Source organism: Allomuricauda sp. NFXS6, assembly GCF_040148835.1.
Taxonomy (GTDB): domain Bacteria; phylum Bacteroidota; class Bacteroidia; order Flavobacteriales; family Flavobacteriaceae; genus Flagellimonas.
On record NZ_JAGEMG010000018.1, the window covers coordinates 12991 to 30609 of the forward strand.

General features: G+C 41.2%; 18 protein-coding genes and 1 tRNA gene. 10 read left to right on the forward strand and 9 right to left on the reverse strand.

What is annotated here, in order from left to right; all coding sequences use genetic code 11:
- Nucleotides 1-21 precede the first annotated feature (21 nt).
- Both J4E06_RS18095 and J4E06_RS18100 read right to left on the reverse strand, forming a co-directional pair.
- Nucleotides 22-603: a hypothetical protein gene (locus J4E06_RS18095; protein WP_349525397.1), complete on the reverse strand. Its 582-nt coding sequence runs from the start codon at nucleotides 601-603 to the stop codon at nucleotides 22-24.
- Nucleotides 604-682: 79 nt separating this feature from the next.
- Entirely contained in the window at nucleotides 683-1285 is a 603-nt protein-coding gene (locus J4E06_RS18100; RefSeq protein ID WP_349525398.1) for a carboxymuconolactone decarboxylase family protein, read from the reverse strand.
- Between the two features lie 55 nt (nucleotides 1286-1340).
- Between J4E06_RS18100 and J4E06_RS18105 the strand changes: the two genes are divergently transcribed.
- The 4 genes from J4E06_RS18105 to J4E06_RS18120 all read left to right on the forward strand — a co-directional run bounded on the left by J4E06_RS18105 (nucleotide 1341) and on the right by J4E06_RS18120 (nucleotide 5498).
- Nucleotides 1341-1763: an OsmC family protein gene (locus J4E06_RS18105; RefSeq protein ID WP_349525399.1), complete on the forward strand. Its 423-nt coding sequence runs from the start codon at nucleotides 1341-1343 to the stop codon at nucleotides 1761-1763.
- Between the two features lie 100 nt (nucleotides 1764-1863).
- Nucleotides 1864-2535 carry a lysoplasmalogenase gene (locus J4E06_RS18110; RefSeq protein ID WP_349525400.1) on the forward strand — a complete coding sequence of 224 codons (672 nt, stop codon included), beginning with the start codon at nucleotides 1864-1866 and terminating at the stop codon, nucleotides 2533-2535.
- A gap of 8 nt (nucleotides 2536-2543) precedes the next feature.
- Nucleotides 2544-4232 carry a single-stranded-DNA-specific exonuclease RecJ gene (gene recJ, locus J4E06_RS18115; RefSeq protein WP_349525401.1) on the forward strand — a complete coding sequence of 563 codons (1689 nt, stop codon included), beginning with the start codon at nucleotides 2544-2546 and terminating at the stop codon, nucleotides 4230-4232.
- 6 nt (nucleotides 4233-4238) lie between these two features.
- Nucleotides 4239-5498 carry an MFS transporter gene (locus J4E06_RS18120; protein ID WP_349525402.1) on the forward strand — a complete coding sequence of 420 codons (1260 nt, stop codon included), beginning with the start codon at nucleotides 4239-4241 and terminating at the stop codon, nucleotides 5496-5498.
- Nucleotides 5499-5663: 165 nt separating this feature from the next.
- On the opposite strand, the gene J4E06_RS18125 is transcribed toward J4E06_RS18120, so the two are convergent.
- The 4 genes from J4E06_RS18125 to J4E06_RS18140 all read right to left on the reverse strand — a co-directional run bounded on the left by J4E06_RS18125 (nucleotide 5664) and on the right by J4E06_RS18140 (nucleotide 9251).
- Nucleotides 5664-6437 carry a UDP-2,3-diacylglucosamine diphosphatase gene (locus tag J4E06_RS18125; protein WP_349525403.1) on the reverse strand — a complete coding sequence of 258 codons (774 nt, stop codon included), beginning with the start codon at nucleotides 6435-6437 and terminating at the stop codon, nucleotides 5664-5666.
- A 95-nt stretch (nucleotides 6438-6532) separates the two neighbouring features.
- Nucleotides 6533-7306, reverse strand: coding sequence for an enoyl-CoA hydratase/isomerase family protein (locus tag J4E06_RS18130; RefSeq protein WP_349525404.1), 774 nt, complete (start codon nucleotides 7304-7306; stop codon nucleotides 6533-6535).
- Between the two features lie 97 nt (nucleotides 7307-7403).
- Nucleotides 7404-8738 carry an MATE family efflux transporter gene (locus J4E06_RS18135; RefSeq protein ID WP_349525405.1) on the reverse strand — a complete coding sequence of 445 codons (1335 nt, stop codon included), beginning with the start codon at nucleotides 8736-8738 and terminating at the stop codon, nucleotides 7404-7406.
- Between the two features lie 12 nt (nucleotides 8739-8750).
- The gene (locus J4E06_RS18140) at nucleotides 8751-9251 is read right to left on the reverse strand and encodes a GNAT family N-acetyltransferase (RefSeq protein ID WP_349525406.1); all 501 of its coding nucleotides are present in this window, start codon (nucleotides 9249-9251) and stop codon (nucleotides 8751-8753) included.
- Nucleotides 9252-9304: 53 nt separating this feature from the next.
- Between J4E06_RS18140 and J4E06_RS18145 the strand changes: the two genes are divergently transcribed.
- Nucleotides 9305-10102 (forward strand): universal stress protein, encoded by a 798-nt coding sequence (locus tag J4E06_RS18145; RefSeq protein ID WP_349525407.1) that lies wholly within the window; start codon nucleotides 9305-9307, stop codon nucleotides 10100-10102.
- A gap of 58 nt (nucleotides 10103-10160) precedes the next feature.
- Nucleotides 10161-10237 (forward strand) — tRNA-Ala (locus tag J4E06_RS18150).
- 484 nt (nucleotides 10238-10721) lie between these two features.
- Here J4E06_RS18150 and J4E06_RS18155 read toward each other — a convergent pair.
- Complete coding sequence (locus tag J4E06_RS18155; RefSeq protein WP_349525408.1) at nucleotides 10722-11582, reverse strand: helix-turn-helix domain-containing protein; 861 nt, start codon at nucleotides 11580-11582, stop codon at nucleotides 10722-10724.
- Between the two features lie 119 nt (nucleotides 11583-11701).
- Here J4E06_RS18155 and J4E06_RS18160 point away from each other — a divergent pair, with 119 nt between their 5' ends.
- From J4E06_RS18160 to J4E06_RS18170, 3 genes are all read left to right on the forward strand, one after another.
- Entirely contained in the window at nucleotides 11702-13066 is a 1365-nt protein-coding gene (locus tag J4E06_RS18160) for a nucleoside hydrolase-like domain-containing protein (protein ID WP_349525409.1), read from the forward strand.
- Nucleotides 13067-13076: 10 nt separating this feature from the next.
- Nucleotides 13077-14114, forward strand: coding sequence for a DUF1593 domain-containing protein (locus J4E06_RS18165; protein WP_349525410.1), 1038 nt, complete (start codon nucleotides 13077-13079; stop codon nucleotides 14112-14114).
- A 194-nt stretch (nucleotides 14115-14308) separates the two neighbouring features.
- Nucleotides 14309-14800 (forward strand): DDE-type integrase/transposase/recombinase, encoded by a 492-nt coding sequence (locus J4E06_RS18170; RefSeq protein WP_349525420.1) that lies wholly within the window; start codon nucleotides 14309-14311, stop codon nucleotides 14798-14800.
- Nucleotides 14801-14988: 188 nt separating this feature from the next.
- On the opposite strand, the gene J4E06_RS18175 is transcribed toward J4E06_RS18170, so the two are convergent.
- Together J4E06_RS18175 and J4E06_RS18180 are read right to left on the reverse strand one after the other, a co-directional pair.
- Complete coding sequence (locus J4E06_RS18175; RefSeq protein ID WP_349525411.1) at nucleotides 14989-15843, reverse strand: CPBP family intramembrane glutamic endopeptidase; 855 nt, start codon at nucleotides 15841-15843, stop codon at nucleotides 14989-14991.
- 79 nt (nucleotides 15844-15922) lie between these two features.
- Complete coding sequence (locus J4E06_RS18180) at nucleotides 15923-16792, reverse strand: RluA family pseudouridine synthase (RefSeq protein ID WP_349525421.1); 870 nt, start codon at nucleotides 16790-16792, stop codon at nucleotides 15923-15925.
- 225 nt (nucleotides 16793-17017) lie between these two features.
- On the opposite strand from J4E06_RS18180, the gene J4E06_RS18185 reads away from it, so the two are divergent.
- On the forward strand, nucleotides 17018-17449 hold the full coding sequence (locus J4E06_RS18185; protein ID WP_349525412.1) for a hypothetical protein: 432 nt from the start codon (nucleotides 17018-17020) through the stop codon (nucleotides 17447-17449).
- Nucleotides 17450-17619 lie beyond the last annotated feature (170 nt).

Here is a 17619-nt window from a genome sequence, read left to right on the forward strand (position 1 = left end):
ATCCAAGGATTTAGGAAGTAATTACTTTTCCAGCTCGTCCAAGATTTCGCTTATCTGCACCATGTGCCGCTCTAGATGACATAGAAGGAACTCGAAACTTTCGGGCAGATAAAAACTGACCATAGGGCCGATTGCCGAAGCAAACTTTACCTTTTTGACATCTTTTCCCCTGCTGGTTAGAATGGATTTTTTTAAATGTCCGTACAATTCAAAGAATGTATCAAAAACCTCCTCTGCCCCTTTGTCGTTTAATTTTTCCATATCAATTATGGGCTCAAAACGTTTTAGGGTTTTCATTTTCCATTTTCTGATATTGTTCTTGGGTCGCTGACCTTCAATCACAAATTTTTGCCAAGCCCGGCATTTGAATTTTGTTTGTTCATCTTCAATGCTGGGCAGGTTGGGAAGTATTTCGTTAAACTTTTTATGGTAATGGCCATAGGCGATATTCAGGTGTAAAACGACCTCCAATATGCTCCAAGTTTTGGGATTGACTCTTTGGGTTAGCTTTGCTAAAGGCAAACCCTTAAGGTTTTCAACTGTATTGAAAATGGCGTTTAATCGCTGGATTTGATTTTCTGGGGTAAGTATCAATTTTGCCATGGTTGCAGATATTTGTTGTTCATGGCAAATTTTGGACAAACGGCCGACTTAAATGTTGATGCAGGTCAAGAAAAGCAAATCAATATTTAGACCCATCATGCTTCCCTTTTTCCCAACCCACTTCACCTAAATATTTTTCTGCACTTTCCAAGGCGCCATCTTCAATGTTGGTCCCCATGGAGTCGTTCCAGCGGTTCAGGTAGCCAAAAAGTGATATGACCCCCATCATTTCTACAATTTCACCATTGTTCCAATGTTTATGCAACTGCTTTTTAATATCGGCATTAACGGTATTTGGAACTTGTGATGCAGCTAAGGCAAAATCCAGCGCAGCTTTTTCCGCATCGGAGAAAGCACTATGTGTTCTGTATTCCCAAATGTTATCCAATTGTTCTTGTTTGGCGCCATATCGTTCGGCTGCCCTAATGGCATGTGCTTGGCAATATCGGCAACCCGTTGCATTGCTGCTTACCCAGGCAATCATCCGTTTTAATGCAGAAGTAACTCTGCCCTCATTGGCCATTACCGCTTTGTTCAGATTAATGAAGGCCTTGGAAATCGCTGGCCTGTGCTGCATGGTCAATACGGAATTGGGGCAAAACCCAAGTGTTTCGTTAAAGAACTTCGCTAGTTCCTTTGTTTCTTGGTCATGATCGGGGGAAAGGGGGTTTACTAAGGCCATGGATGATATTTAATATTGTATTTTTGAATTCTACAAGAAACAAAAATTATATTTCATGACAAATCACATAACTACTAGATGGTTGGGTGAAATGGCTTTTGAGAGCAATAACCCTTCTGGACATACTGTACGAATTGATGCAGGAGAAGAAAGCGGTGGATCGGGCGCAGGATTGCGTCCCAAAGCACTGATGTTATCCAGCTTGGCAGGCTGTTCAGGTCTGGATGTCGCATCACTCATCAAAAAAATGAAGCTGGAAGTAGATGATTTCAAGATTGAAACCATCGCCAACCTTACCGATGAGCATCCAAAATATTACGATTCCGTGGTAATTGAGTATCATTTTACGGGGGCCAACCTAAAAGAGGACAAACTTAAAAAAGCAGTAGATCTTTCCGTGGAAAAATATTGTGGTGTGATGGAAATGTTCAGAAAATTTGCCAAATTGGATATTGAGATTTTTTATCATAACAAATAGGCCGAACACAAAGGACAATAACCTCTAGTTCCTTTTTGATGATATGGGTTTTCTTTATGGAGCCTATATTGTTCGCTGTCAACATTAAAATTGAAATAAAATGTGGCTAAAAAAGAATGGGTTATATGTATTATTGGGTGTTTCTGTCGTCCTAGCGATTTTAGGGGTTTCCACTGCAAATTTTATTTTTAAGTCCGGCACGGCCGGGATGGGGATTCTCGTAATTCTGATTCTCTACACGCAGTTTAAGAAAAGTGCCAAGGACACTTGGATGATTTTGGGCGCATTTTTCTTTTCCATCATAGGAGATTGGTTTTTATCCCATATGAACGGGGACAGCCTTATGTTTGTAAAGGGAATCGCCCTCTTCTTTTTGGCACATTTGGGTTATTTGCTTTATGCCCTGTTCAATGGTCGAATCAAGGGAATGTTCACAGTAATTTTATTGGTGGCATATTTGGTGTTTTTCTTTTTGGTACTGTACCCCACCTTTACAGATGTACCTTTAATGATAGCCTCTTTGGTGTATTTGCTCATTTCCTGTTTTTCTCTGGGAGCGGCCATGGGAATGAAAGGTGATCCAACGGCGAAAAGAAGTTTTATTTTTGGGATTGTTCTGATAATTTTCTCGGATACCATAATCGCCTTTAAAGAATTTGTGGATTATCATACGTTTGATTTTCTGATTACACCGACCTATTATTTAGCCCATATTTTTATCACATTTTCGCTCATCAAAAGGTTTGAAAGCAACGTCCCGATAACAAAATAACACCTACTATGCGCTGGACCATAAAGCCAAAACCCACACAAGAATCCATTGACCATCTTACCAAAGAGTTAGGGGTAGATGATTTAGTTGCCCAATTATTGATTCAACGGGGCATTACCAATTATGAACAAGCCAAGGCATTCTTCCGACCAGAATTGAACCATTTGCACGATCCTTTTTTAATGAAGGACATGCACAAGGCAGTGGAGCGGATAGAGCAAGCCATTGCGAATGATGAAAACATTATGGTTTATGGTGATTATGATGTGGACGGAACAACTTCGGTGGCTTTGATGAGTTCCTACCTCATGGAAACCTATCCTAATGTAGCTACGTATATTCCCGACCGGTATTCGGAAGGATATGGCATTTCGTTTCAAGGGATAGATTTTGCTGCGGATAATGACATTAGTTTGATGATTGCTTTGGACTGTGGGATTAAAGCCATTGGTCAGATAAAATATGCGAAGGAGAAAGGAATAGATGTGATTGTGTGTGACCATCACAGACCAGGGGAAATTTTGCCGGATGCAGTGGCCATTTTGGATCCAAAGCAAAAAGATTGCGAATACCCATACAAAGAACTTTGCGGATGTGGGGTCGGTTTTAAATTGATTCAGGCCTTGGGTTCCAAGCAAGGAAAAACCATAGATGACCTTATACTTTATCTGGATTTAGTGGCGACCGCCATAGCGGCAGATATTGTTCCTATTACGGGCGAAAACCGTGCTTTGGCTTATTATGGCTTGATGGTCATCAATGAGAATCCAAGAACGGGAATAAAAGCTTTAATAGATCAAACTAAAAAGCGGGAACTCACTATTACTGATGTAGTATTCATTGTTGCACCACGCATCAATGCTGCGGGACGTATGAAGCACGGCCAACATGCGGTTACGCTTCTTACTGAAATTGATTTTGAAAAAGCGAAACACTATGCTTCAGAAATAGAACTATTCAACACAGAGCGAAGAAGTTTGGATAAAGAAATCACCGAAGAAGCCCTGGTTCAAATCCAACAAAACCAAGAAGAAGATAGGTTTACATCCGTTGTATATAATGAAAACTGGCACAAAGGGGTGATAGGGATTGTAGCATCTCGATTAACGGAAACCTATTACAGGCCAACTTTGGTCTTTACCAAAAGCGGGGATAAATTAGCGGCTTCTGCCCGTTCGGTAAAAGGGTTCGATATTTATAACGCTTTGGAAGGCTGTTCCGATTGTTTGGAACAATTCGGCGGACATATGTATGCGGCAGGACTCACACTGTTGGAAGAGCAGTACGAAGCCTTCAAAAATCAGTTCGAGAAAGTGGTATCGGAATCAATCGACCCAGAACTACTAAAACCCGAAATTTCTGTAGACGCCAAAATGGAAATGAATCAAATCACACCAAAATTGATGCGGATTCTGAAACAATTTGCTCCCTTTGGTCCCGGGAATATGACCCCCATATTTATGGCTGAAGGGTTAAAAGATACCGGATATGCCCGCGGAGTTGGTGAGGGCGAAAAACATTTAAAATGTAGTTTATATCAAACAGGTTCCAATCCAATTGGAGGTATTGGGTTTAATTTGGGCAATAAATTAGAGCGGGTGAAGAGCATAAAACCGTTTGATGCCGTATTTTCGTTGGACGAGAATGAATGGAACGGAACGGTGAGCCTTCAACTAAAACTAAGAGATATTCGCTAACATTTTATGGACCCCTACGCAGCACTCCGCTATAAGGAATTCAACATATTTTTGATTGTACGCTTTGCTATGGTATTTGCATGGTCCATGCAATTTATCGTGATTGAGTGGCAAGTGTACTCGTTGACGAAAGACCCACTTTCCCTTGGCATTATTGGATTGATGGAGGTAATTCCCGCAGTGAGCATGGCCCTATTTGCCGGACATATTGTAGATCAGAAGGAAAAGCGAAACCTATTGATTACTTGTATTGCGGGATTCTCGGTCATCAGCCTGGGGCTTTTTTTGTTGAGCTGGCCCGGGCTTGAAGAATCATGGGAATCAAAAACAATTTTGTATTCCATTTATGCCTTGGTGTTTTTAGGTGGGTTTGTACGGTCTTTTTTGGGCCCGACCATATTCTCATTGATTGCTTTGATCGTTCCCAAGAAGATATATCCCAATGCAGCTACTTGGAGCAGCTCCACTTGGCAATTGGCATCGGTTTTGGGCCCTGCATTGGCAGGATTTTCAATTAGCTGGATAGGAGTGCATTGGAGCATGTGCGTCATTTTTGGCTTCTCTTTGATGGCACTAATTTTCCTTTTTCAGATTCCCAAAAAACCTATTATGAACCCAAAAATTGGGGAACCCGTTTTCCAAAGTTTACGGGATGGACTCAAATTTGTTTTTGGCAACAAGGCGATATTTGGAGCGTTGACCTTGGATATGATTGCGGTACTTTTTGGCGGTGCCGTAGCACTTTTGCCCATTTATGCGCAGGATATTTTGCATGTGGGTTCCGAAGGATTCGGAATTTTGAGGGCGGCTCCTGCTGTTGGAGCTTCCATAACGATGTTGGGCTCAACACGGTTTCCATTGCATAAAAAAGCAGGTAAAAAATTACTGATGGCGGTTTTTGCTTTCGGTGTTTGTATTATCGTGTTTGGACTATCCGAACTGTTTTGGTTATCCGTAATAGCCTTGTTCCTCAGTGGTGCAGTGGATGGCGTTTCGATGATTATACGGCAAACCATTCTCCAACTAAAAACACCTGATAATATGAGAGGCAGGGTTGCGTCGGTGAACTCGATGTTCGTAGGGTCGTCCAACGAGTTGGGAGCCTTTGAAAGTGGAGTGGCAGCGAAACTGTTAGGAACGGTTACAGCAGTAGTCTTTGGTGGGTGCATGACGATTTTAACGGCAGGTACAACGGCGATTGTTTCGCCAACATTTAGGCGATTGGACCTTCAAGACGATATTGATTTACACGAAAAGGAAGATTAAGTTTCAAAGGTAACGTGCGTTTGACATAAAGAATTTGTTAATCATTTGGTGATTAATAGATAGAGCTTAATTGTCAGGTCGAGCGCAGTCGAGACCCTGTTTTTATGACTTCTCGACTGCGCTCGAAGTGACAGTCTACCTTAAAAGTCCAATATTTGACAGACTTCAATTTCTTGTTTCAAACTTTTGTAAGCTTAATTTTTCGCCATCAAAAACGGCATAGGTAAAATAGGAAATCCAGTCTCCTAGATTGGTATAAGTGGAATTTTCATTGAGTTTGATTTCCAAAGGCAGATGGCGATGTCCGAAAATAAAATGGTCGTAATGCTGCTCTTCGAGTTTCCGTTTTGCATATAAAATGAGCCATTCTTTATCCTCTCCCAAGAATTTGGCATCGGCTTCGCCGGAAATAATTTTGTTGTTCACGGATAGATGCTGTCCCAAGCGGACCCCAATATCAGGATGGAGCCATTTAAAAAACCATTTGGCCAAGGGGTTGGTGAACACTTTTTTCATCCGTTTGAAACCTTTGTCGTGAGGCCCCAACCCATCACCGTGCGCGATAAAAAAAGAGGTGTCATTGATTATAAACTGCTGAGGTTTATGGTAAACAGGTATGTTGAGCTCTTCTTCGAAGTAGCCGTTCATCCAAAGATCGTGGTTGCCCACAAAATAGGTGATGGGTATGCCCATGTCCGACAGCTCAGCTAATTTCCCCAGTGTGCGCGTAAAACCTTTGGGAACAACTGTCTTGTACTCGAACCAAAAGTCAAAAAGGTCGCCCATTAAAAAAATAGCGGCGGCATCATCCTTAATGGAGTCCAGCCAGGCCACAAATTTTTTCTCACGCGGCAAGCTGTCCTTTCGGGTAGGCGCCCCAAGGTGGTTATCGCTCGCAAAATAGACTTTTTTGCCTTTAGGCAGGGCAATGTTCTTCATTTATTTTTTATAACGTCTGTTGCTACGTATTCTGTTGACCACATACACTACGATTACGAAAAGGGCCAATAAGGGGAACAATAAATCAGTCATAATTACTTTTGTTTTTTAAACTTCTCCAATGCGTTTTTAGTATTCGGAGACAGTGCCAATCTTCCAGAAGCTTCGGCGCGTTCTAATAATAGGTCGTCCCAATGCTCGGTTCCTTCCCAAAGTACTTTTTTCATTTCGGCCAGAGCTTCGGGGTTGTAGGTTGCCAGCTTTTGGATGTGAATGTCCAACTCTTTGTCCAATTCCGAAATGGAATCGTACACTTTAGCAAATAAGCCCTGTTCTTTGGCCCAATATGCATTTTTCCACTCCGTTGGGTATAAAGTGAGTTCGGCCAAAGCCGCTTTTCCCATTTTGCGTTCCACGGCAGGAGCAATCACAAACGGACCGATTCCGATGGAAATTTCGGAGAGTTTGATGGCAGCTTCGACGGTTGCGTGTACATAATCACAGGCCGAGGCCAATCCGACCCCGCCACCTACGGTTTTGCCTTGAACCCGACCGATAATCGGTTTGGGACATTTGCGCATGGCGTTGATGACATTGGCGAACCCGCTGAAAAACTCTTTGCCCTCCTCCAAGTTGGAAACGGCCACCAATTCATCAAAAGAGGCACCGGCGCAGAAAGCGTGTTCTCCTTCAGATTTTAAGACGATGACGGAAACCTCGTCATTTTCGCCAAGCTTTTGAAATTCCTTGGCGAGTCGGGCCAAAAGTTCAGAAACAAAGGAATTACTGGCAGGGTGACCAAATTCGATGGTTGCAACCTTGTTTTCTATTTTGGTATATAAACTTCCGTTGGCTCTATCTGTGGACATTGTTTTCAATTAACAATTAACAATAAACAGTTATCAGTTATCAGTTATCTGAACGCTGAACTCTGAACTCTGAACTCTGAACTCTAACTGTGCTAAATTAAGGGTTTTGCACCAAGGGTCTGAATTTTCTTCTAAATTTCCAAACCAGGGAGAATCCGCGAATCATCATCCAGACCACAAAAGCGATCCAAATGGCATAAAAACCGAGCCCCAAATACATGCCCAAATACAGACATGGGATAAACCCTAAAAAGGTGGCGGCCAGGAGTACATTCCTTAGGTATTTCATTTCGCCCATTCCTTTGAAAATACCATCAAAAATAAAAGCCAAAGTGTTCATGGGCAGACCAAGAATAACGATGAAAAAAATACTGTAAAAAGTGTTGAGCACGATTTCCTCATTGGAGAAAAGGTGGCCAATGGGGCGGTAGAAAATAAATCCGAAGCACATGAGGGCGAGACTTACAATCATTCCATATTTGAATATGGTCTTGGCCAGTTTCCATAAGCCATCGTAATCTGCGGCACCCAAAAGTTTTCCGCCCATGCTATTGCCCGCGGCGGCATAGCCATCAATAAAAAATGCGGCGAACAACCATAGGTTGACGGCAATGGTGTGTGCTCCAATAAAGCGGTCGCCCAAGGTGGTTGCTTCACGAACGGCCAGCATCAAAGCGGCATTGAGGGCCAAAGTCCTTACAAAAAGGTTGAGGCTCATAAAAATCAACCGCTTGATTTCCTTGTTCAGCGGAAGGGTCAATTTCATACTGATGTCCGTCTTTTTCACCAATAAAATAAGAGCCAAAATGGCCATGATGGCCTGTGAAATTAAACTGGCCCATGCAGCACCTTCCAAATAAAGTGCTGGAATAAAACCATCAATTCCATAGACCAGAACAAAATCCAAAAGAATGTTGAGCCCTGCCCCCAACATGGCAATCACCATAGGGTAGAAGGTGTTCTGTAATCCGCGGAAGATGCCAAAAACCGCAAAAGTGAATAAGGTAAGCGGAAATCCCCATACCCGAATGGAATAGTAGGAAACACAATACTCCAAGATTTTTCCCGATGCATTGAAGAGTGCAAAAATTTCTTCGATTACAAAGATAGTGGTGAGCAGTACCACAATGCTTAACAGGATGTTGAGGAAAATAGCCTGTGCGGGTAGGTTTTTTACTTCGCCCAGCCTTCCAGCTCCCAAATACTGGGAAATGATAGCGGAAATAGAGCTACGCGTCTGGCCCAGCACCCAAATGAGCATGGACAAAAATGACCCTACGATTCCTGCAGCAGCCAAGGACTCCAATCCATCCACAGGAATATTGCCCACTATGGCCGTGTCCGTAATGGAGAGGATGGGTTCCGCAATTCCCGAAATGGTAGCGGGAATTGCTAGTTGATTAATGCTCTTAAAATTTACCTGTGTGCTCAAATCGAGCGCAAGTTACAGCACTAATTCATAACAATGAAAAGGATGGTCGCTTTGTTTGGGGAAGAAAATATCCCCGAGTTTTTGGTAACCTCTTTGTTCGTAAAAACGTTGGTTTCTTTTGTTCTGCGAAAAGGTGTCCAAGCGAACTGAGACAAAACCGTTTTCTCTGGAAAATGCTTCGGCAAAATCCATCATTTTTTGGGCCAGCCCTTGGCCTTGAAGTTCCGGATGTACGGAAAGACGGTGGATGTAAGTACTATTGCCGTTCGGAGTCAACCATTTCATGGGTATGTATTCCTCATCCATTAGGGTTGATATGACGATGGTACCCTGAACTGTGCTGTTTTTTTCAATCACAAAAAGTTCATTGCGCTTTATGTCTTGGATAAACGCTTCTTTGGAAGGATAGTGCTCGTTCCACTGTAAAATACCATTTTCCTGCATTTTTTGGGCACAGGCCTGGGTTATGGTCAAGATATCGGGGATTTCGGATATCTTTGCTTGTCTTATCATTGATTCGTTTCAATTAAATTGTAAATTTAAGGTTTAATCGTAATCACCAAACCATGAACAACATACTTGTACCTATTGGAACTTCTCCAGATTCTTCTCAAACATTACAATACGCTGTAGACTTTGCCTCAAATTTTGGCGCGAAGGTCTTTGTGATGGATGTATTTAATGTACCTACCGCCGTTGGAAGCTTGGCCAATGTAGAAGAAAAGGTTACCAAGAGCAGCAAGGAACATTTAAAGGCGGTCATCGATAAAGTTGACACCAAAGGAGTGGATATAAAAATGGCCACTTACAATGGCGATATTATTGATGGCCTGAAAAGCATCAACAAGGAGCTTGGTATCGACTTGATCATCATTGCACCAAAAAGTAACGATATTCAAGAGGAACTTTATTTGGGGAATACTTCGGGTAGGATCATTAAACAGACGGAAATCCCGACCTTGATCGTTCCTAAAGGAACAACATTTAAACCTGCGAAAAAGATATTGACGGCTTTTGGGTCCGGGATTTTAAAAAGAAGCAGTATTTTGACTCCATTGATCATGATTAAAAACAAGTTTAGATCGGAGGTCAGTTTGTTATTGGTGAAAAGACCAGGGTATACGGAAGATGATTTGAAGGTAAACACTGCTTTAATGGATTTAAGTTCACATTTGTCCATTACCGAAAACGGAACTACCTACTTGGGGGTAACGGAATACTTTCAGAAGGAGCACCCGGATATGTTGTGCGTGTTTAGAAGAAAACGAGGGTTCTTTAAAAAACTGTGGGAAAAGAACACCATACCAAAATCGGAATTCTTTGTTAAGATACCTGTGCTGGTGCTCAGCGTTAAAAAAGATTAAGGAAATGGCGCAATTTTTGATACTTTCGGAAAAAAGTAGTTCCTTTGCGCTCTCTTTTGGGGGATTAGCTCAGTTGGCTAGAGCGCTTGCCTGGCAGGCAAGAGGTCACCGGTTCGAATCCGGTATTCTCCACCAGTAAATACAGGGCTTCAAGAGTTTTTGACTTTTGAAGCTTTTTTTATTTGCACGCAAATTCATTTTAAATATAGCTTGGTATTATTTGTTACATTTTGGCTTACTTTGATTGTTCTTCACTGGTTTCTGAGTGCTTTTTTGTAAAAATCATATCCCTTAAACAATACAATATTTAGTATTTGCTGAATCCAAGTCCTCTAAAAGGTTGATTATCGAGAATAATAAAAAAGACCTTGAATAGGACACGCCTGATAATAGTTTTATCAAAATGTTTTTAAAAAACTACAACATTAGATGAAAATCATAACTGTAATTTACATTTTAAGAAACGTTGGGTAATCAAGTTCCTATTTTGAATTATGACCATATTGAGATGCAGAAATCGAACATCCAGATTCTATTCAACTAAAACCATCGCAAAGAGGCTAGTGTACAATGACAATATAATCTTTAAAAAAGACAGGCAATTATTGATTGAATAAGACTAAACGAACGTTTTTCTAAATTCGCGTGGAGTGCAATTGTTGATTCGTTTGAACGCTAAATTGAAACGACTCATAGAGTTGAATCCACATTCAAAGGAAATATCGGTAATGCTTTTGTCGGTCGAAACCAATTTCCGCTGGGCTTGGGTAATTCTTTCCTGAACGATATATTCATTAAGTGTCATCCCAAAAGCCTTTTTGAAAACCACGTTGGCATAGTCCGGATGCAGTCCCACCTCTTCGCCAATATCTGCGGCTTTGATCGGTCGGAAATAATTTTGGGCTATGTACATGGCGATTCGTTCTACATAACTTATTTCGCTTGAATGGATTTGTGTACCTTCATTTACCTTTCTTGGCAGAACCTTATCTGCCATTCGTATCAATCGCGCATGCATTTCGAGCAATACTGTTTCTCTTCCATTTTTTGAAGACAGGTCCTTGATCCAGTTTTTTAAAAGAAATTCATCATAAATTGATTGTTCTCCTGAATTTTCGATGAGCACTTCTCCCTTTAACACCCGGTCAACGTAAGATCCAGGAAGTTTCCATTCCAAAAACTGGGTCAAAGGAATCGTACAGACATAATAGGGAGCAGATTCATCATAACTTACAATTTGATGGGGAACGAGCCCCCAGAACAATGCCAAACTATGCTTTGGAATGGTTGTTTTGGAGCCTCGAAATAAGTAGGTCAAACTACCTTCAGTAAAATAGTTGATTTCAATTTCATTGTGCCGATCTGGTTTTTGCATCAAACTTGGCTTCCAAAGCTCACAAGTCAATCCGTAGGGCCTAAATGCATCACGCTGTTTATCAAATTTTTTTAATTTCTCGGAATACAGTATGTTATTTTCCAAATCGTATTATTTTATGTAGAAATACGAGAATAAATTTACACAATAATTCAACTCCAATAGAACAATTAATACTATCGAAATAAATTAATTGTCCGCGAAAGCTCAAATACAACGGAACAATGAAAAACATATGGATTCCTATAATCTTTCTATTCCTATTGACCTCATGCAATTCTAACCAGGCCGTAAAAAAACAGGAGCTTAAAAACATATCCTACAAACCAAGGGTCATTAACACTACCGATTTAGGTGCCGATCCAGATGATAAACAATCTATGGTGCGTCAATTGGTAAGTTCCAACGAGTTTGATATTGAAGGATTGATCGTTGCCACAGGTTGCTGGAGAAAAACGCAAAGCAATACTAAAATGTTGGATACGCTTGTGGAGGCCTACGCAGCGGCATATCCCAATCTAAATGTTCATGCAGATGGGTACCCCACTCCAAAATACCTAAAATCAATTTCTGTTATGGGGCAAACAGGTTATGGTATGGATGACGTGGGAACGGGAAAAGACAGTTCTGGTTCGGAATTAATTATTGCCTCTGCAGACAGGGACGACCCAAGACCTCTTTGGATCATGGGATGGGGAGGTATGAACACTATAGCTCAAGCGATCTGGAAAGTACGTGAAACCCGATCTGAAGAAGGATTAAAAAAATTCTTGAGCAAGCTTCGCCTCTTCGATATTCTTGGGCAAGACGATTCCGGGGCTTGGATCGCGAAGAACTTTCCCGATGTTTTCTATATCCGTGCTACCGGAGTGTACGGTTGGCAACCGCCAAAAAACGGTGATTATCAGCGTAATGACATTCAAAGTCATGGTCCACTCGGCGCTGTTTATCCAGATACCCAATGGGCCACAGAGGGAGATAGTCCCGCTTTTATGCACATATATCCAAACGGACTTAATAATCCCGAACAAATCGACCAGGGCGGTTGGGGCGGTCGATTTGACCTTATAAAAAAAGCCGGTATCAGAAGCATGTCCGAGGTGGCAAAAATCGAGAAGGATGGGGAAACAAAATATGACCCCTATTATATGTATGGCAATACGGAAGAAGGCGCAGAAGCCATAAAACGTTGGAACAAAGGCTACGATAACGACTTTGCCGCACGTATGGATTGGAGTATCATCAGTAATTATAAGGATGCTAACCACCACCCGGTTGCTGTGCTGAACGGGAATAAAACCAGAAGTGTTTTGCAAATGAACGCATCCGTTGGCGACAAAGTTGAATTAAATGCTGAGGGCTCTACGGACCCCGATGGCAATACGATTTCCTATAAATGGTCTTTTTATGATGAACCCAGTTCTTATGATGGTTCGGTTTCCATTTTGAACGACAGATCTATCAAAGCTTCAATTGAGATTCCTGAAAATTCCAAGGGCAAGAATATCCATATAATCCTCGAAATATATGATAATGGTTCTCCTAATTTGTATGCCTATCGCCGAATGATCATAAATGTCAATCCATAATACTGTTGAAATGAAAATGTATTTAAAATTAACGGTTTTAGTACTTTTTATTCATTTGGCATGCACACCGTTGGCGGCCCAAGAACCGGCCTCCAATGAAATTACCCCGGATGAGCGCTATCGAATTATCATTACATCCGATTTTCCGCCCTTTCCGGTGACCAATAGCGACCCTGATGATGTGCAGTCGATTGTTCGTTTCTTGCTTTATTCCAATGAACTCGATGTTGAGGGATTGATTGTCTCCGCGGGCACATTCGATATGGTAGCGGAAAAGAAAAATATGTTGGCCGTACTTGATGAATATGATAAAGTAGATGAAAATTTAAGAAAGTACGATGCCAAATACCCAACGGCCGATGCATTGCGTGCCGTTACCTATGAGGGAAAGGGCAATAACAATGGTATCAATATTGAATGGGGCTGTGGCAAACAACCCGTTGAAGAAATTATAGGGGAAGGTAAAAGTAGTGAGGCTTCGGATGCCATTATCGCTGCCGTGGACAAACCCGACCCTCGACCTCTATGGATCAGTGTCTGGGGCGGCCCCAGAGAAGTTGCACAGGCCATTTGGGACGTTAAGAATACACGAAGTGAAGAAGAATTGGAAGCGTTTATTGGCAAGCTAAGAATCTACTTGATAGCATGTCAGGATGCATCGCATGAATGGCTTATGAACGAATTCCCGGACCTGTTCATTATCGAATCCAGAAAGACATACCATGGTATTTTTCGAAGTGATAGTAAAGAATGGGCCGAAAAGAACATTATTAATAACCACGGACCGCTTTGTGCCATCTACCCGCCAAAAGCAATGGCGGGCCCTGGAGTTATCGAGGGGGACTCGCCCACTTTTATGCATTTGATCAGTGCCAATCGGGGAATCAACAATCCAGAGGACCCAACCCAACCCAGTTGGGGCGGACAATATAAACGTATAGAAGGAACAAACCATTGGGTCGATGGCCCTGGAGCATCGACTATCTCAAAATGGAAAAATGACTTTCAGGCTGAATTCAAGGAACGTGCTGACAGGTGTATTGAGTAATTCTCTTTAAACATTATTGATAACTGCATTTTCGATTGTTTCGTAAAACGAACGATTTTCAAGACAGTATTATTCAAAAAAGCGCTAAACTTTCTATCAAGTAGTAGCAGACTTCATTAAGACAATCCAAAGATTAAAACATGCTTTTTTAAAGCACCTATTTTTCGAATTCCCCTAGTCTTAATTGTTGATAACTGGACCGTGACTTAACGGTGCATAGGAAAAACCAGGAATGGGTATCCGACATGACCTATATAAGGACCGGTGATGGATGGATGTACCTGACAGTGATCATGGACCTGATCCATCGAAATGTCGTTGGATGGTCGATGGGCAAGACCTTGGGGACTACAGAAACCATAATTCCCGCTTGGAAGATGGCAGTAAGGTCGAATAATATCACGGACAGGCTTATTTTCCATTCTGATAGGGGCTTACAATACGCCAGTTACGAGTTTGCCGATATCCTTAAAGAACATAATGGTATAGTGGTTCAATCAATGAGTAGAAAAGGGAATTGCTGGGACAATGCCGTAGCAGAATCTTTCTTCAAGAGCTTTAAGTTCGAATGGGTGTACCATCAAAATATGGCTTCAGATCCGAAGCGGAACTATCGATATTCCAGTGGACAGAGACCTGCTACAATAAAAGGAGAATACACTCTTCATTGGACTATAAAACAGTAGAGGAATTTGAAAACGAAATGGATAACAAAAAAAGCAGCTGCAAGACTCTTATCTGATTGTCCATTTTTATGTTGCAAGTCCACAAGAGATTGCATTTGCAGAACTGGATATAACGCAACAACGTGTTAATCCGGTATTCTTCACCAAATATTGTGAAAGCACCTCATAAACGAGGTGCTTTTTTTGTGCTATAACTTTTCTTTTCCAGCTTTTATCCAAAAGTATATTGCAAAAACAGTTGTAACAATGGGAATCATGAATCCGTATTCATCTATCCAAAATGCAGTGTTTTCATTAGAAATGGTCAATGGGGTACATAATTTCTGAATATAAATATTGTGAACTGAATGATAAATGGCAGCTGGCCATAGGCTTTTGGATTTAAATGTGAAATAGGCCAAAATCACAGATATGCCTATGATCATTATAGTGAAAGCACTTGTGTGCATTAAAAGGTTTTCTCCCCTTCCGTAAATCAGATTGATGACTGGGTAATGCCAAACAGCCCAAATAACTCCACTCACCATAGCTAGGGCTTTAAAAGACATTACTTTTCTCAATTCGAATATGAGAAAGCCGCGCCAACCTATTTCCTCTCCCAAGGTAGAGCCTAAGTTTTTAACTACTCCAACTGTCAACAGTAAAATTACCATCACTGCTATTACGAGGGGTTGATTAGATTCTGCAATGCCCAGTTCGTTGCTCCATTCCGTAATGGTTTCTGGGTTCATAAAGTTTGCAAAGCCAAAAAGCCAGAGCAAAACGTAGGCAATGGAAACATAAAGTAGGGGGATTAGGTATGAGAATTTTACATATTTCAGATTCTTAAGACTCCAAGGTAAACTGGAAATAGGCCGTTTCTTGATTTTTAGGGTAAGAAAGGCTGCCAAAGCGGGAGAAATCATCAATAAACCTACATAGATACTCGTGGGGTTTAATTTTAGAATTACATAATATGCAATGGAACTAAATACAATTAGAAGTAGTAAGAAGATACCTATGGTGCTCCACGCTTCTTTCTTTTGTGTTGTTGATTTTGTCATTTTATTTTTTGATTGATTGTAATGTATGACGAGCAGGGCCAAGTTTTGTTACGATTCTGTTCGATGGTAGCATCAAACCTTATATTAGTTTATCATGAAATATCTTCCTAAACTTCTCAGGTAGTTCGTCGGTTATTTGGATGATTTTGTTCGTAAATGGATGCTCAAATTCCAGCGAATGGGCGTGTAAGTACAAGCCCTTGCCTTTTAAGATTAATTCTTCCTTGGAATATTCTTTGTCCCCGAGTATGGGATGACCCAAACCGAACAAATGCTTGCGTAATTGGTGTCTTCTGCCTGTTTTGGGGTGTAACTCTACCAAATTAAGGGTGCCGAACCGTTCCGAAGCAACGGACTCCATTATTTGATAATCTGATTCTGACGGTTTCCCATCTATTTCGGATGTTATGGTTCCATGGTTTTCCATTTCACCAATGGTAACGGCGTAGTAGGTTTTTACAATGGTTTTGTCCTCGAACATTTTATTCAAAACTCGGATACTGCCGCTCGTTTTGCCTACCAGAACAATTCCCGTAGTCGCATAATCCAATCGGTGCACAGGTTGAGGTCTGGTAGCATCCGACAACGAACTCGGTTTTAGGTTTTGAGGCAGGGCATTGGCAATGGTTTTAAATCGATTACCACTGACTTCTATACCTGCAGGTTTGTGAATGGCAGCAATGTAATCATCCTCAAACAATACTTTAAGTGGCAAATGAAGCCGCTTTTTTGTCTTTGCGTCCTTTGGAATGTAAAAACTTATATGTTCTCCTCCAGCAATCATGGTTGCTGTGGTGGCAATGGTTCCATTTACTCGAACATAATTCTTTTTTATGGCTTTTTTTAGGGCTGATTTTGTGGGGGCCACTTCAAAAATACCCACGCCGTATTCCTGTAACCGCTGTGGTGTGGAAATAATAGGAACGATATGGGTTTCGGTCGGATGAATCACACAGGTTCGATTGATAAACTCCAAGCTGGAGCCTACAAGTTAATACTTTTTGGATAGCCAATGGTATAACGCCAAGCTGAAAATAGAAAGCAAGTGTCTCCAATGTCACTAGCCATAATTGTTTATAAGACAATGAATTATAGTGCTTTAAAGGGCAATGGAGCCTGAAGATTGTAATGAAAAAAATTCATTAAATTTAATGTATACTAAAAACTATTAATTATGAAAAAAACAGCCTTATTATTTGCTTGCACACTAGTATTTTGCGCAGCCAGCGTTTTTGGGCAGGCCAGAAACGAATTGAACTTCGGATTGGTTGGTATTAATTATGAAATCCCAGTTCACAAAAATATTACAATTGCTCCGGGAGCAGGAACCAGTTTGGATTTTGATTGGTTAAATGTGGGAGTAAAAGCCAACTATTATTTTGATAACTTATTTGGACTAACCGACCCCGCATGGGACGTATATGGTGGTGCAAATGCAGGGTACGCCGTTTATATGGGTGATGGTACGGATGATAGTGACGTTGATTTTGGCTTGCAAGTGGGTGGCCGTTGGTTCTGGAACGACCAATGGGGATTATATGTAGAATTGGCAGGTGGAAATGTCGCTGGCCTATCCCCTGGAATAGGAGTGACTATGAAATTATAGAAAAGCCTAGTTCAATAAAAACGATAAAACCCTGAAAATCATCAAGTTTTCAGGGTTTTGATTTTTTACGAATATCGGGAATGAATGTCGGATTGTCTTGGAGTGATCAAATTTTTGCAATAAGTTTATTTTAATCAGCGAATTGTAGTTCCCGCTTTAAACATTAACCA